The 13,960-nt window shown below is 68.6% G+C and carries 13 protein-coding genes; 4 read left to right on the top strand and 9 right to left on the bottom strand.

What is annotated here, in order from left to right; translation table 11 throughout:
• Nucleotides 1–28: 28 nt before the first annotated feature.
• The 3 genes from RKE40_RS05530 to RKE40_RS05520 form a co-directional block, all read right to left on the bottom strand.
• Nucleotides 29–1,234 (bottom strand): MFS transporter, encoded by a 1,206-nt coding sequence (locus RKE40_RS05530; RefSeq protein ID WP_316017237.1) that lies wholly within the window; start codon nt 1,232–1,234, stop codon nt 29–31.
• The gene (gene kdsA / locus RKE40_RS05525; RefSeq protein ID WP_316017236.1) at nt 1,227–2,096 is read right to left on the bottom strand and encodes a 3-deoxy-8-phosphooctulonate synthase; all 870 of its coding nucleotides are present in this window, start codon (nt 2,094–2,096) and stop codon (nt 1,227–1,229) included. The genes RKE40_RS05530 and kdsA overlap by 8 nt, the downstream gene beginning before the upstream one ends.
• A 154-nt stretch (nt 2,097–2,250) precedes the next feature.
• Nucleotides 2,251–2,859 (bottom strand): LysE family translocator, encoded by a 609-nt coding sequence (locus RKE40_RS05520; RefSeq protein ID WP_316017235.1) that lies wholly within the window; start codon nt 2,857–2,859, stop codon nt 2,251–2,253.
• A gap of 130 nt (nt 2,860–2,989) precedes the next feature.
• Here RKE40_RS05520 and gcvA point away from each other — a divergent pair, with 130 nt between their 5' ends.
• From gcvA to RKE40_RS05500, 4 genes are all read left to right on the top strand, one after another.
• Nucleotides 2,990–3,895 (top strand): transcriptional regulator GcvA, encoded by a 906-nt coding sequence (gcvA, locus tag RKE40_RS05515; protein WP_316017234.1) that lies wholly within the window; start codon nt 2,990–2,992, stop codon nt 3,893–3,895.
• Nucleotides 3,896–3,967: 72 nt separating this feature from the next.
• Nucleotides 3,968–4,630, top strand: coding sequence for a tetratricopeptide repeat protein (locus RKE40_RS05510; protein WP_316017233.1), 663 nt, complete (start codon nt 3,968–3,970; stop codon nt 4,628–4,630).
• A gap of 49 nt (nt 4,631–4,679) precedes the next feature.
• Entirely contained in the window at nt 4,680–6,077 is a 1,398-nt protein-coding gene (gene der / locus RKE40_RS05505) for a ribosome biogenesis GTPase Der (RefSeq protein ID WP_390893244.1), read from the top strand.
• Complete coding sequence (locus tag RKE40_RS05500) at nt 6,077–6,496, top strand: NUDIX hydrolase (protein ID WP_316017232.1); 420 nt, start codon at nt 6,077–6,079, stop codon at nt 6,494–6,496. Before der ends, RKE40_RS05500 begins: the two co-directional genes overlap by 1 nt.
• A gap of 106 nt (nt 6,497–6,602) precedes the next feature.
• Here RKE40_RS05500 and RKE40_RS05495 read toward each other — a convergent pair whose 3' ends face one another.
• The 6 genes from RKE40_RS05495 to RKE40_RS05470 form a co-directional block, all read right to left on the bottom strand.
• Nucleotides 6,603–7,343, bottom strand: coding sequence for an SDR family NAD(P)-dependent oxidoreductase (locus RKE40_RS05495; RefSeq protein WP_316017231.1), 741 nt, complete (start codon nt 7,341–7,343; stop codon nt 6,603–6,605).
• 17 nt (nt 7,344–7,360) lie between these two features.
• On the bottom strand, nt 7,361–8,833 hold the full coding sequence (gene purF / locus RKE40_RS05490) for an amidophosphoribosyltransferase (protein WP_316017230.1): 1,473 nt from the start codon (nt 8,831–8,833) through the stop codon (nt 7,361–7,363).
• Nucleotides 8,834–8,862: 29 nt separating this feature from the next.
• Nucleotides 8,863–9,561, bottom strand: a complete 699-nt coding sequence (locus tag RKE40_RS05485) for a CvpA family protein (RefSeq protein WP_316017229.1) — start codon at nt 9,559–9,561, stop codon at nt 8,863–8,865.
• Nucleotides 9,562–9,755: 194 nt separating this feature from the next.
• Nucleotides 9,756–11,180, bottom strand: coding sequence for a DNA repair protein RadA (gene radA / locus RKE40_RS05480; RefSeq protein WP_316017228.1), 1,425 nt, complete (start codon nt 11,178–11,180; stop codon nt 9,756–9,758).
• A gap of 6 nt (nt 11,181–11,186) precedes the next feature.
• On the bottom strand, nt 11,187–12,317 hold the full coding sequence (gene alr, locus RKE40_RS05475; RefSeq protein WP_316017227.1) for an alanine racemase: 1,131 nt from the start codon (nt 12,315–12,317) through the stop codon (nt 11,187–11,189).
• Nucleotides 12,314–13,804, bottom strand: coding sequence for a replicative DNA helicase (locus RKE40_RS05470; protein WP_316017226.1), 1,491 nt, complete (start codon nt 13,802–13,804; stop codon nt 12,314–12,316). Before RKE40_RS05470 ends, alr begins: the two co-directional genes overlap by 4 nt.
• Between the last annotated feature and the right edge of the window lie 156 nt (nt 13,805–13,960).

Raw genomic sequence — 13,960 nt, 5'->3', positions numbered from 1 at the left:
CGAAGGTCCGGAGGGAGGTCGGTCGTTCTCAGGTCCTGCTGCCTCCGAGCCGCAGGGCCCGCGGAACCAGGAGGCCGAGCAGTCCGACCGCCACGGCGAAGGACAGGATCGCGCCGCTGGTGCCGAACAGGTGCAGGGCCGTGCCCATCAGCAGCGGCCCGAGCGCATGCCCGCAGAACAGCGCGCAGGCGAACAGCGCCACCGCCGAGCCGCGAGCGCTCGGCGCGAGCTCGGTTGCCAGCGCCTGGAAGGTGCCGTGCATCAGGAAGAAGCCGAAGCCGCTCAGTGTGAAGATCGCGATCGCGCTCCACCAGGGCAGCATCGGCAGTGCGAACAGGCAGTAGGCCAGCGCCATCAGGGCACCGCCGGCCGTGGTCATCCGGGCCGGGCCGAGCCGCTCGACCAAAACCCGTGTCAGGATGCCGTAGACGATGCCGCCGAGGCCGGTGCCGGCGATGACGATGCCGGCCTGCGAGGGGCCGACCCCGGCCCGCTCGTGCAGAATCGCCGCGACATAGGGGGGCATGCCGAAGACCAGCGCGCCCTCGATGATGACGAGGCCGTAGAGCACCTTGGTCTGCGGGTTGGCGAAGACGGTGGCGTAGCGCGCCAGTGCGCCTGAAAAGCTCAGCTTCGGGCGCTGCGCGTCCGGCCGGGGCTTCAGCACGATCATCACGAGGACGCCGGCGATGGCGGCGAGCGCGCCGGCGACCAGGAAGACGCCGCGCCAGCCGATATGCGCAGCGATCAGGCCGGAGCAGGCCGCCCCCGCCATCTGGCCGACGATCATCAGCACGAGGAAGCGCCCGAGCTGGACTTGGCGCTCGGCCATCGGGGCCCGATCGCCGATCGCTGCCATCGCTGCGGGAATCACGCCGCCGGCGACGATGCCGGCTGCGGTGCGCATGATCGTCAGGGCATCGAAGGACCAAGCGAACGCTGCCGCTGCCGAGAGCGTGGCAAGCAGCAGCAGGCAGGTCGAAATGGTGCGCAGCTTGCCGAAGGAATCCGCCACCGGCCCGAGGAAGGGCTGGCCGACGGCATAGGCGAAGGAGAAGGTGGTCGCGATCGTAGCGACCTGCGGGATGCTGCGCGTAAACTCGTTCGCCAGCGTCGGAACCAGCGGATCGAGGACCCGCATGGTGAAAGTCGAGGCGAAGCCGCAGGCACCGAGGACGAGGATCAGCGCCTTGAGCGAGCCGGGGGCGGGCCGCGGCTGCGCCGCCTCAGCCATGGGTTGGCGCGGCCTGCGCGAGGCGCTTGGCGACGCGGTCGAACTCCTGCAGCTGGCTGATCAGAGCCGGGAATTCGCGCAGCGGCACCATGTTGGGGCCGTCGGACGGCGCCTTGTCCGGGTCGGGATGGGTCTCGATGAAGACGCCGGCGACGCCGACCGCCACCGCCGCGCGGGCCAGAACCGGCACGAATTCGCGTTGTCCGCCGGTCGAGGCGCCCTTGCCGCCGGGCTGCTGCACAGAATGGGTGGCGTCGAAGATCACCGGCGCGCCGATCTCGGACATGATCGGCAGGCTGCGCATGTCGGTGACCAGCGTGTTGTAGCCGAAGGAGGCGCCGCGCTCGGTCAGCATCACGTTCGGATTGCCGCTCTCCGTGACCTTGGCGGCGACGTTGACCATGTCCCAGGGCGCCAGGAACTGGCCCTTCTTGACGTTGACGATCTTGCCGGTCGCAGCGGCCGCGACGAGCAGGTCGGTCTGGCGGCAGAGGAAGGCGGGGATCTGCAGGACGTCGACGACTTCGGCGACGGCCGCGCATTGGCCGGCCTCGTGCACGTCGGTCAGCACCGGCAGGCCGGTGCGCTCGCGAATCTCGGCGAAGACGGGCAGGGCGGCTTCCAGTCCCATGCCGCGCTGGCCCTTGACGCTGGTGCGGTTGGCCTTGTCGAAGGAGGTCTTGAAGACGAGGCCGATGCCGAGCTTCTCGGAAGTTTCCTTCAGCGCCAGCGCGACTTCCAGCGCATGCTCTCGGCTTTCCATCTGGCAGGGGCCGGCGATCAGGGCGAGCGGCAGGGCGTTGCCGAAGCGGACCGGCTGGGCGAGATCGGCGCCGGCGGTGACGATGGCGTTGGCGCTCATGGCAATCTGATCCTGCTGTCGGGCGGGCCGATGGCCCTCGCGCCGGGCAGGGGATCGATCGGTCTGCCGCGGTCCGCGGTGCCACCCCTCCGACGCGCCCCGGCTCTAGGGCCTCGGCAGGTCGCAGGTCAAGCTGGCGCGGTCCGCGCTGCGCTCACGACAGCGCCAGATAGGCGGCCACCACCAGCATGCAGGCGCCGAAGACGATGCCCTGGACCCGGAGTGCGCCTGGCGAACGGAAGCGCCCGAGAATCACCTTGCCGCCATAGATCCAGGGGAAGTGACAGGCGATGCCGACCAGCAGGAAGGCCAGGGTGAACTGCCCCACCTGGGCCGTAGTCGAGCCGGCGGGATCAAGAAACTGCGAGAACATCACCGCGATCGTCGAATGGATCTTGGAGTTGAGCACGACCGCCAGGAAACCGTCGGCGAAGCTCAGCCTTGCCGGGTTCGCAGCTTCCGGCTCGGCCGCCGGTACCGAGCTGCGGATGAAGCTCCAGCCGAGATAGACGAGGTAGACGATGCCGCCCCATCTCAGCGCGAACTCGAACTCCGGGTGGCCCAGCAATGCCCGCCCGAGCCCCAAGCCGTAGAGAAAGCATAGAGCGACGTTCGCGGCCTCGAAGCCGGTCCAGAATGGCACGGTCCCGCCGACGCCGAAGCGTGCGCCGGCCGTCGCCAGCAAGGTGTTGCCCGGCCCCGGACTGAACACCATCGGAACAGCGAACCCCAGGAACAGCAGCCAGACATCCCAGGCGATCATCGTTCTCATCCACATTGGCGGGGAGCGCCGGGCAACACCTTGCTGACGCCGGCGGCGCGAATAGAGCTCGCTTCCAGGGGCCGGCAAAGCGAACTATCCTCACCCGCTCGATAAGCTGGGATCATCGAGCATGCGTCGTCTTCCGCCGCTCGGCGCACTGCGCGCCTTCGAGGCCGGCGCCCGTCATCTCAGCTTCACCCGGGCGGCGAACGAGCTCTGCGTGACGCAGGCGGCGATCAGCCATCAGGTGCGCCAGCTCGAGGACTGGCTGGGCGTGCGGTTGTTCGCGCGACGCGGGCACGCCCTGGCGCTGACGCCGGAGGGCGCGGCCTACCTGCCCGAGCTGACCGAGGCGCTGGACCGGATGGCCGCGGCGACGCAGCGCCTGCGCCGGCGCACGGACGGGCCCTTGCGCCTGACCGTGCTGCCATCCTTCGCCATGTGCTGGCTGGTGCCGCGTCTCGGCCGCTTTCGGGCTTTGCATCCGCAGATCGATCTCCGGCTGACGACAACGGCGGAGCTCTGGAACTTCGCGAATGAGGGCTTCGATCTCGCCATTCGTTCCGGTCTGGGCCGTTGGCAAGGGCTGCGGGCGGACCTGATCGCGCGCGAGAACCTGAGCCCGGTCTGCAGCCCGGACCTGGCCGCAGGCCCGCTGCCGCTGCGCGAGCCGGCCGATCTGCGAAACGCGACGCTGCTGCACGATACGCCGCGCTCCGGCTGGGCGCGCTGGCTCGCCCATGCCGGCATTACGGGTGTCGATGCCGGGGCCGGCATCGCCTTCGACGATGCCGGTCTGGTGCTGCAGGCGGCGGCCGAGGGGCAGGGCATCGCACTCGGACGGCTCACTCTGGCGGCCGCAGCCCTGCAGGCCGGGCGGCTCGTCCAGCCCTTCGAGACCGTGCTGCCGAACGATTACAGCTATTGGCTCGCCTATCCTCGGCTGGTGCTGGAGCGGCCGGAGGCCGTCGCGTTCAGGGACTGGCTTCTGGCCGAGGCGAGGAAGGGCGCAGCCTTCGAAAGCTCGCCCAATTGAGATTCAGCGATCCGGCTCGCAATCTGCCGGCGAAAGTGCTACCCGGCAGGGCAGCAAGCATTCCGAGGCGTTATGTCCGATATTTTCCGCGAGATCGACGAGGAGGTCCGCCGCGAGAAGGCGGCCGCCATCTGGAGCAAGTACAGCACCGTCTTCATCACCGTCGCCGTGATCGCGGTGGCCGGCGTTGCCGGTTGGCAGTTCTGGCAGCACCAGGAGCGGCAGAAGGCCGAGGCCGTCGGCGCGAAGTTCGAAACCGCGGTCCGCGCCGCCCGCGACGGCAATGGCAGCGAGGCCGAGTCGCTCCTGTCCGAGCTTTCGGCCAATGCGCCGGCCGGTTACCGCCAGCTCGCCCGCTTCCGCCTCGCCGGCGAAGTCGGCAAGCGCGATCCGGCGGCCGGCGCCGCGGCCTTCGATGCGCTCGCCAATGACGGCTCGCTCGATGCGAACTATCGCGATCTCGCCCGGCTGCGGGCCGGGTTGCTCCGTGTCGACCTCGTGCCTTATGCCGAACTGCGGAGCGCGCTCGAGCCGCTTGCGACGCCGACCGGCAACTGGCGCCATTCCGCCAGGGAGGCACTCGGCATCGCCGCGCTGAAGGGCAACCTCTTTGAGGATGCCGGTCGCTGGTTCGACGCCATCGTGACCGATGCCGACGCCCCGCCGGGACTGCGCCAGCGGGTCGAACTCTATCTCACTCTGGTACGCGGCGGCGTCGTCGAGACCAAGAACTGACGCCGAGCGCCGGTCCGTATCGGCCGGTGCCGGCCCAACTGGACGGATCATGACCGCGACCATCGCCATTGTCGGCCGCCCGAATGTCGGCAAGTCGACCCTGTTCAACCGGCTCGTCGGCAAGAAGCTGGCGCTGGTCGACGACCGGCCCGGCGTCACGCGCGACCGGCGCGAGGGCGAAGCCAGCCTCGGCCATCTGCGCTTTTCGGTGATCGACACCGCCGGCCTCGAGGAAGCCGACGAGAACACGCTCGCGGCCCGCATGCGGGCGCAGACTGAGACTGCGATCGAGCAGGCCGACGTCATCCTGTTCATGATCGACGCCAGGCTCGGCCTGACGCCGATGGACCAGGTTTTCGCCGATCTGGTGCGCCGCTCCGGCAAGCCCGTCATCCTGCTCGCCAACAAGGCGGAGGGGAACAAGGGCAAGGACGGCGTCATGGAGTCCTATTCGCTCGGTCTCGGCGACCCCGTGCCTTTTTCCGCCGAGCATGGCGAGGGCACCTCCGACCTGCTCGAAGCCCTGATGCCCTACGTCGCTGACGAGCCGGAGGAGGAGGACGAAGAGGAGGCCTGGGCCGATGCGCCCGCCGCGCTGGCGGACGATGAGGACGAGGGCGACGACCCCAACAAGCCGCTGCGCGTGACCATCATCGGCCGCCCCAATGCCGGCAAGTCGACCCTGGTCAACCGGATGATCGGGCAGGACCGCCTGCTGACGGGCCCGGAGGCCGGCATCACCCGCGACACCATCTCGGTCGACTGGGAATGGCGCGGCCGTCCGGTCCGGCTGTTCGACACGGCGGGCATGCGCAAGCGTGCCCGTATCGAGGAGAAGCTTGAGAAGCTCTCGGTTGCCGATGCGCTACGCGCCATCCGCTATGCCGAGGTTGTCGTCGTGCTGCTCGATTCGACGATCCCCTTCGAGAAGCAGGATCTGACGCTGGTCGACCTGACCGAGCGCGAAGGCCGCTGCGTCGTCATCGGCCTCAACAAATGGGACCTCGTCGCCGACAAGCAGGGCCTGCTCGCCGAGCTCAAGGAGAAGGCGCACCATCTCCTGGCGCAGGTCCGCGGCGTCGAGATCGTGCCGCTCTCCGGCCTTGCCGGCGAGGGCATCGACCGGCTGATGCAGGCGGTCTTCCGCGCTTATGGCGTCTGGAACCGCCGTGTCTCGACGGCGCGGATCAACCGTTGGCTCGAAGGCGTGCTCTCGGCCCATCCGCCGCCGGCCGTCGCCGGCCGCCGGATCAAGATCCGCTACATGACGCAGGCCAAGGCTCGCCCGCCGACCTTCGCGCTGTTCGGCAACCAGCTCGACCATCTGCCGGTGTCCTACACGCGCTATCTCGTCAACAATCTGCGCGACGCCTTCGAGCTGCCGGGCACGCCGATCCGGCTGCACACCCGCGGCGGCGACAATCCGTTCGACAAGAACAAGCGCTGATGGGGAGCGCGCCCGAGACGGTCAGCGCGCTTTTCCTCAGATCGGACGGCAAGGTCCTGCTCGGATTGCGCGCCTCCTGGAAGCGCGCCTGGGCGGACCATTGGGACGCAATCGGCGGGCGGGTCGAAGCCGGTGAGGGATTGGACGAAGCCTTGCTGCGCGAATGCGGCGAGGAGGTCGGGCTCGTGCCGACGAGCTATCGCCTGATGCTCTCCGCGCCGGAGTATTTCCCGGAGCGCAACGGCGCGGCGCTGCATCACATCTATGTGGTTTCGGCCTGGGACGGCGGCGAGGCGGAAAACCTCGGCGACGAGCACAGCGAGATCGCCTGGTTCTCGCTCGACGAAATGGCGGCCCTGCCGAACCTGACGGTGGCCGAGCTCATCGCGGTGGTGCGGGCGTACCGGGCGGCGCCGTAAGGGCGCGTCATGCTCGGGCTTGCCCCGAGCATCTCGTGACGAGAAAGGCGCCCTGTCGGCGAGAAAATCTCGGCTTTTCGCAACGCTCCTGCCGAGAATGACGGCCCTACGCAGGCATCTGCGGCGTCAGCACCTTCCCCTGCGGGAAATCGAAGATCTTGCCGGTCTCGCTCCAGTCGGGCGAGGCGAGCTTGACGAGATGCGGCGCCAGCTCCTCCGGCGTCCTCAGTGTCTGCGGATCCTCGCCGGGCATGGCCTCGGCGCGCATCCGCGTCCGCAGCGGGCCCGGATTGACCAGCATGACGCGCAGCGGGGTCGTCAGCGTCTCGTTGGCGTAGCTGCGTGCCATCGCTTCCAGAGCAGCCTTCGAGGCCGAATACGGCCCCCAATAGGCCATGCATTTATGTGCGGCGCCGGAGGAGAGCATGATCACCCGGCCCGCATCGGAGGCCTGCAGCGCGGGCTCGACCGATTTCAGCAGGCGCCAGTTGGCGGTGACGTTGATGTCGAAGACCTTCGCCCATTCCTTGGGGCTGGCATGGGTCAGCGGCGACAGCGGGCCGAGGATGCCGGCATTGGCCAGGAAGATGTCGAGCTTGCCCCAGCGCTGCAGCAGGGCCGGCCCCAGGCGCTCGATCGCGCCGGCATCGGCGAGGTCCGCCGGCACCAGCGTGGCGCTGCCGCCGACCGCCTGGATCGCGTCGTCGAGCTCCTCGAGCGCCCCCGTGGTGCGCGCCATCGCAACGACATGGGCGCCGGCTTCGGCATAGGCGATGGCCGCAGCACGGCCGATTCCGCGCGAGGCGCCGGTGACGAGCGCGACGCGCCCTTGCAAAGGCTTGGTCATGACAATCCGCCGAAGGTTCAGCCGGCTTCGGCCAGCAGCGACAATTTCTGCTTGGCGCTCTCGCCGATCACGTCGGTCAGCGAGGTCGGGTAGTCGCCGGTGAAGCAGTGATCGGTGAAGGCCGGCTTGGCCGGGTCGCGGCCGGGGTGCCCCATGGCGCGGTAGAGCCCGTCGACCGAGAGGAAAGCCAGCGAATCGGCGCCGACGAACTGGCGCATCTCCTCGAGCGTATGCGTCGCGGCGAGCAGCTTCTCGCGGTCGGGTGTGTCGATGCCGTAATAGTCGGGGTGGGTGATCGGCGGCGAGGAGATGCGGAAATGCACCTCGCGGGCTCCGGCCTCGCGCATCATCTTGACGATCTTGAACGAGGTCGTGCCGCGTACGATTGAATCGTCGACGAGGACGATACGCTTGCCGGCGACGACGCTGCGATTAGCCGAGTGCTTCAGGCGCACGCCGAGCTCGCGGACCTTCTGGGTCGGCTCGATGAAGGTGCGGCCGACATAGTGGTTGCGGATGATGCCGAGCTCGAACGGGATGCCGCTCGCCTGGGCATAGCCGAGCGCAGCCGGGACACCGGAGTCCGGCACCGGCACGATCACGTCGGCGTCGGCCGGCGACTCGGCTGCGAGCTGGGCACCCATGCGCTTGCGGCGCTCGTAGATGCTCTGGCCCTTCACGACGGAGTCGGGACGGGCAAAATAGATGTACTCGAAGATGCAGGGGCGCTCGGGCGCCGGCGGGAAGGGCTTGTGGCTCTCGATGCCCTGCTCGGAGATGACGATGACCTCGCCATTCTCGACTTCGCGCACGAACTTGGCGCCGATGATGTCGAGCGCGCAGGTCTCGGAGGCGAGGATCGGGCAGCCGTCGAGCTCGCCCAGCACCAGCGGCCGGATACCGAGCGGATCGCGCACGCCGATCAGCTTCTTGTTGGTGATGCCGACGAAGGCATAGGCGCCCTCGATCTGGCGGATCGCCTCGACGAGGCGGTCGATGAAGCGGCCCTTGCGGCTGCGCGCCACCAGATGCAGCAACACCTCGGTATCCGAGGTCGACTGATAGATCGCGCCGTCGCGGACGAGGTTGCGCCGCAGCGTTAGCGCATTGGTCAGGTTGCCGTTATGGGCGACCGCGAAGCCGCCGCCATGCAGCTCCGAGAAGAGCGGCTGGACATTGCGCAGGATGGTCTCGCCGGTGGTCGAGTAGCGCACATGGCCGATCGCCTGCGTGCCCTTGAGCTTGTCGATGACGCCTGCGTCCGAGAAGGCGTCCCCGACGAGGCCGAGGCGCCGCTCGGAATGGAAACGCTTGCCGTCGAAGGAGACGATGCCGGCCGCCTCCTGGCCGCGGTGCTGGAGCGCATGCAGGCCGAGCGCCGTCAGCGCCGCTGCATCGGCGTGCCCGAAGATGCCGAAGACGCCGCATTCCTCACGCAGACGGTCGGCATTCGGGTCGAACGCAGCCTCGCTATCGCGGATTTGGCTCATCTTTGGCTCCATCGGGAGGGGCTCTCCAGTCAGGGACGCGGTGCGGCCGGGGCGGTGGTTCCGGTCGGGCCGTTGGAATCGATCACGCGCTGCAGCGCCTGTCGGTCGGTCGCGCCCGGGGCCTGGGTGCGCCGCTGCGGATCGGTCGAAGGCGTGCCCGCCGGCGGGGTGCGCGGCTCCTCGGCCGGCGCCTCGGTCGGCTCGCCGCCGGTCTTGGGCTGAAGCAGCTTCTTGATGAACTCGGAATCGATGTCCTGCGGCAGCATGGTCAGCAGGCTGCGGCCGGTCTCTTCCAGAATCGGCTTCGAGCGGGAATCGCGCGCCCAGGCCGGCTGCATCTTCTCGGGAACGAGCGCGGTGAAGAAGAGATAGCCGACGACCGCCAGCAAAAGGCCGCGGCCGGCGCCGAAAACGAAGCCGAGAGTGCGGTCGAGCGCGCCGATGCGCGAATCGAGCACGAAGTCGGAGATCCGCGCCGTGATCAGCGAGACGATGATCAGCGTTGCCAGGAAGAGCCCGGCGATCACCACGACCAGCGCCACGGTCTTGTTCGGAATGTGCTGCTGGGCGATCGGCAGGAGTTGCGGATGGAATATCCACGCGACGACCGCCGCGGCCGCCCATGAGGCGATCGCGAGCACCTCGCGGGTAAGCCCGCGCACCGCCGCGAGCAAAGCGGAAACGAGAACCACGCCGATGACGACGAGATCGAGAAGGGTCACAGGCATGTCGGGGCCGCTTCGCTGAGAAACCGGGGCCAGCCCCCGAGAGATGGGGAGGCCATGCGGGTTTTGCTATACAAGTTCGCGTGTCGCACGTCACCCATGCAGTCGGCTCATTTTGCACTGCGAGAGCCGGGGCCGAGCAGGGGGTATCCAGAGTGAGCGGTGAACCGGTCTCGCCATGGTCGGACAGGGGCGCCTTACCGGTCGGCTTGCTGGGCGCGCTGGCCGGAACGCGCGCGCGGCGCCATTGCGGCGATCTCCGCGACGAGCTCGCCTACATGGCCGAGCCGCTTCAGCCCGAGGCCGCCACCATCGCCCGATTCGGCACCGCCTGCGGGCATGACCGCGCTGCCGAAGCCGAGCTTGGCAGCTTCGCGCAGCCGGGCCGCCGAGACCGAGACCGGGCGGATGGCGCCTGAAAGCGCGATCTCGCCGAAATAGACCGATCCCGCCGGCAGGATCGCGCCGGTCAGGGACGATACCAGCGCCGCCGCGACCGCGAGGTCTGCCGCCGGCTCGGCGACGCGCAGGCCGCCGGCGACGTTGAGATAGATATCGTGCTGGCCGAGCTTCAGCCCGCCATGCGTCTCCAGCACGGCGAGCACCATGGCGAGGCGGCTGTTCTCCCAACCGACCACGGCGCGCCGCGGCGTACCGAGCGCGGTCGGCGCGACCAGCGCCTGGATCTCGACCAGCACCGGCCTCGTGCCCTCGACGCTGGCGAGGACTGCGGCGCCGGGTGCTCCCTGATCGCGGCCGGTCAGGAACAGGGCCGAGGGGTTGCCGACCTCGGACAGGCCCTGTCCGGTCATCTCGAAGACGCCGATCTCGTCGGTCGCCCCGAAACGGTTCTTCTGGCCGCGCAGGATGCGGAAAGCGTGCGCGCCTTCGCCCTCGAAGGAGAGTACGGCATCGACCATGTGCTCGACGACGCGCGGACCGGCGATCTGCCCGTCCTTGGTGACATGGCCGACCAAGATCAGGCAGGCACCCGAGGTTTTGGCATAGCGGATCAGCGCCTGGGCCGAGCCGCGGACCTGGGTCACCGTGCCCGGGGCGCTTTCGACCTCGCCCGACCACATGGTCTGGATCGAATCGATCACCACCAGGGCAGGGCGCTCGCCCTGGCCGAGGGTCGCGATGATGTCCTCGACATTGGTCTCCGAGGCGAGGTCGACCGGCGCCTCGGCGAGGCCCATGCGCTGCGCCCGCAGACGGACCTGGCTGGTCGATTCCTCGCCCGAGACATAGACGACGCGGCGCCCGGTCAGCGCCATGGCGGCGCAGGCCTGCATCAGCAGCGTCGACTTGCCGATGCCGGGATCGCCGCCGATCAGCAGGACCGAGCCCGGAACGAAGCCACCGCCGGTGACGCGGTCGAGCTCGCCGATGCCGGAGACGATGCGCGGCGCGTCCTGCGTCTCGCCCTTCAGGCTCTCGAGCGCGAAGATGCGGCCGCGCGCCCGCCCGCCGGCTGGCGCCCTGCCGCCGCCGGGGACCGGGGCGGCCTGCGCCTCCTCGGACAGTGACGACCAGGTACCGCAGGCATCGCACTTGCCCTGCCAGCGGTGATAGACCGCGCCGCAGGCCTGGCACGCATAGGTCGGGCCACGCTTCGCCATTACGGCCTAGAGTCCGGTATAGCGCCGGGCGTGGCGCCAGCCGAGGCTGGTGAGCACCTCGTAGCCGATGGTCTTGGCGCCGGCGCCGACCGTTTCGAGATCGAGTTCGCCGCCGATCAGGGTGACGGGTGCACCACGCACCGCCGCACCGGCAGGGGCATGGGTGACATCGACGATGATCAGGTCCATCGAGACCGTGCCGACGAAGGGGCAGCGCAGCCCGCCGACCAGGGCCGAGCCGCCCGGCGTGATATCGGTCCAGCTCGCATTGCGCGGATAGCCGTCGGCATAGCCGAGACTGATCGTCGCCAGCTTGCGGCGCCCTGGCGCCGTCCAGCGGCCGTTATAGCCGACCTGCGTGCCGCCCGCGATCTCGCGGACCTGGATGATGCGCGCCTCGAGGCCGATGACCGGCTGCATCGGATTGGGTTGGCCGGGGGTCGGATTGCCGCCATAGAGCGCATAGCCCGGGCGGGTGAGCTGGTAGGACGGGCAATCCGGCAGGAAATGCGCCGACGAGTTCTTCAGCGAGGCCGGCACGCCCGGAAAGGCTGCCGCGATCTCGGCGAAAGCGGCGATCTGGCGGGCATTGGCCGGATTGGCCAGGTCCTCCGAAGCGGCGAAATGGCTCATCACCAGCCCGATCCCGGCGGCGGCAATGACGCCGGAGCGCTCGCGGGCGAGGTCGAGCCCTTCGCCAGCCCAGAGGCCGAGCCGATTCATCGCCGTATCGACATGCAGCGCCGCCGGCCGGACCTTGGCACCGCTCTGGCGGAAGCCGGCCCATTCGAGCAGCTCTTCATGCGAGCCGAGCACCGGCGAAAGGTCATGCTCGGCGAACAGCCCGGAACTGTCCGGAGGCAGGCCGTTCAGCACATAGATCGTCGCGTCGGGAGCGGTCGCGCGGGCACGGATGCCTTCGGAGAGATGCGCGACGAAGAAAGTGCGGCAACCGGCGGCGGCGAGAGCCGTCACGGCCGGCTCGATGCCGATGCCGTAGGCGTCGGCCTTGACCACGGCGGCCGCTTCGGCGCCGGCCCGCGCGCCGAGTGCGCGCCAATTGGCGACGAGCGCGCCGAGGTCGATCGTCAGCAACGGGCCGTGGTCAGCATTGGTCGGCGTGTCGAAGGGGTTCATTCAAGACGCTCCGGAAGTCCACTCTGGTCGGCCCTGTCGGAGAAGCGCGTCACGTCGGCGTCGAACTGCAGGGCGATGGTGCCGGTCGGGCCGTGGCGCTGCTTGCCGATGATGAGCTCGGCGAGGCCATGGGCCGCCTCCATCTCGATCTGCCACTTGTTGTGCTCTTCGGTGCCGGGGCGCGGCTCCTTGCCCTTCAGATAGTACTCGTCGCGGTAGACGAACATGACCACGTCGGCGTCCTGCTCGATCGAACCTGATTCACGCAGGTCGGAAAGCTGGGGGCGCTTGTCGTCACGGGATTCGACCTGACGCGAGAGCTGCGAGAGCGCGATGATCGGGACGTTGAGTTCCTTGGCCAACGCCTTCAGGCTGGTCGTGATCTCGGTCAGCTCCTGCACGCGGTTCTGGCTGTTCTTGGAGGAGCCGGCGAGCAGCTGGAGATAGTCGATGAACAGGACGTCGAGCCCCTTCTGGCGCTTCAGGCGCCGGGCGCGCGCCATCAGCTGGGCGATCGAGATACCACCGGTCTGGTCGATGTAGAGCGGCAGCTTTTCGATCTGCGCGGCGACGTCGCTGAGCCGGGCGAACTCGCCCTCGGTGAGGCGGCCTTGCCTGATCTTGTAGGAGGAAATGCTCGCCTGCTCGGCGACGATACGGGTCGCGAGCTGGTCGGACGACATTTCGAGCGAGAAGAAGCCGACGATGCCGCCATCGACGGATTTGAGCTCGCCGTTCTCCTGGCGCTCGGCCCGCCAGGCCTTGGCGATGTTGAAGGCGATGTTGGTGGCGAGCGAGGTCTTGCCCATCGCGGGGCGGCCGGCGAGCACGATCAGGTCGGAGCGCTGCAGGCCGCCCATGCGCGCATCGAGGTCGCGCAGGCCGGAGGAAATGCCGGAAAGGCCGCCCGCGCGCTGGAAGGCGCTGGCCGCCATGTCGATGGCGAGGCGCATCGCCTGGTCGAATTTCTGGAAGCCGCCTTCGTAGCGGCCCTTTTCGGCGAGTTCGTAGAGCTTGCGCTCGGCGTCCTCGATCTGCTCGCGCGGCGCCATCTCGACCGGCGCGTCATAGGCGACGTTGACGAGTTCCTCGCCGACGCCGATCAGCTGGCGGCGGATCGCCAGATCGTAGATCGTGCGTCCGTAGTCCTGGGAGTTGATGACGGTCGTCGCCTCGGCCGCGAGCCGCGCCAGATACTGCGAGGCGGTGATTCCGCCGAGGTCGAGCTCGCCGACATAGGTCTTTAGCGTGATCGGCGTCGCGATCTTGCCGGCGCGGATCAGCCCCGACATCAGCTCGAAGATGCGCCGGTGCAGCTCCTCGAAGAAGTGCTCCGGCTGCAGGAAGTCCGAGACCCGGTAGAAGGCTTCGTTGTTGACCAGGATCGCGCCCAGCAGCGCCTGCTCGGCCTCGATGTTGTGAGGCTGGACGCGGAAATTCGCCTCGCTGTTGTCGAGGCGGGCGATGAGGGCGGTAGCGCTGGACATGGCCTTGGATAGGTCAGAGTCGCGGAGTCATGAACCTGAACAAAGTGGGAACGGAGGGAATAGCCGGAACTCTGCCCGCTGTCCACAGCGCCAACGAAAAGGGCGCCGTGTTGCCACGGCGCCCATTGACTCCAATCTGGGTCGCCGCGCGTCCGA

It is taken from the genome of Allobosea rubneri (assembly GCF_032464875.1).
Classification (GTDB): domain Bacteria; phylum Pseudomonadota; class Alphaproteobacteria; order Rhizobiales; family Beijerinckiaceae; genus Allobosea; species Allobosea rubneri.
This window is presented reverse-complemented; position numbering and strand designations above follow the sequence as displayed.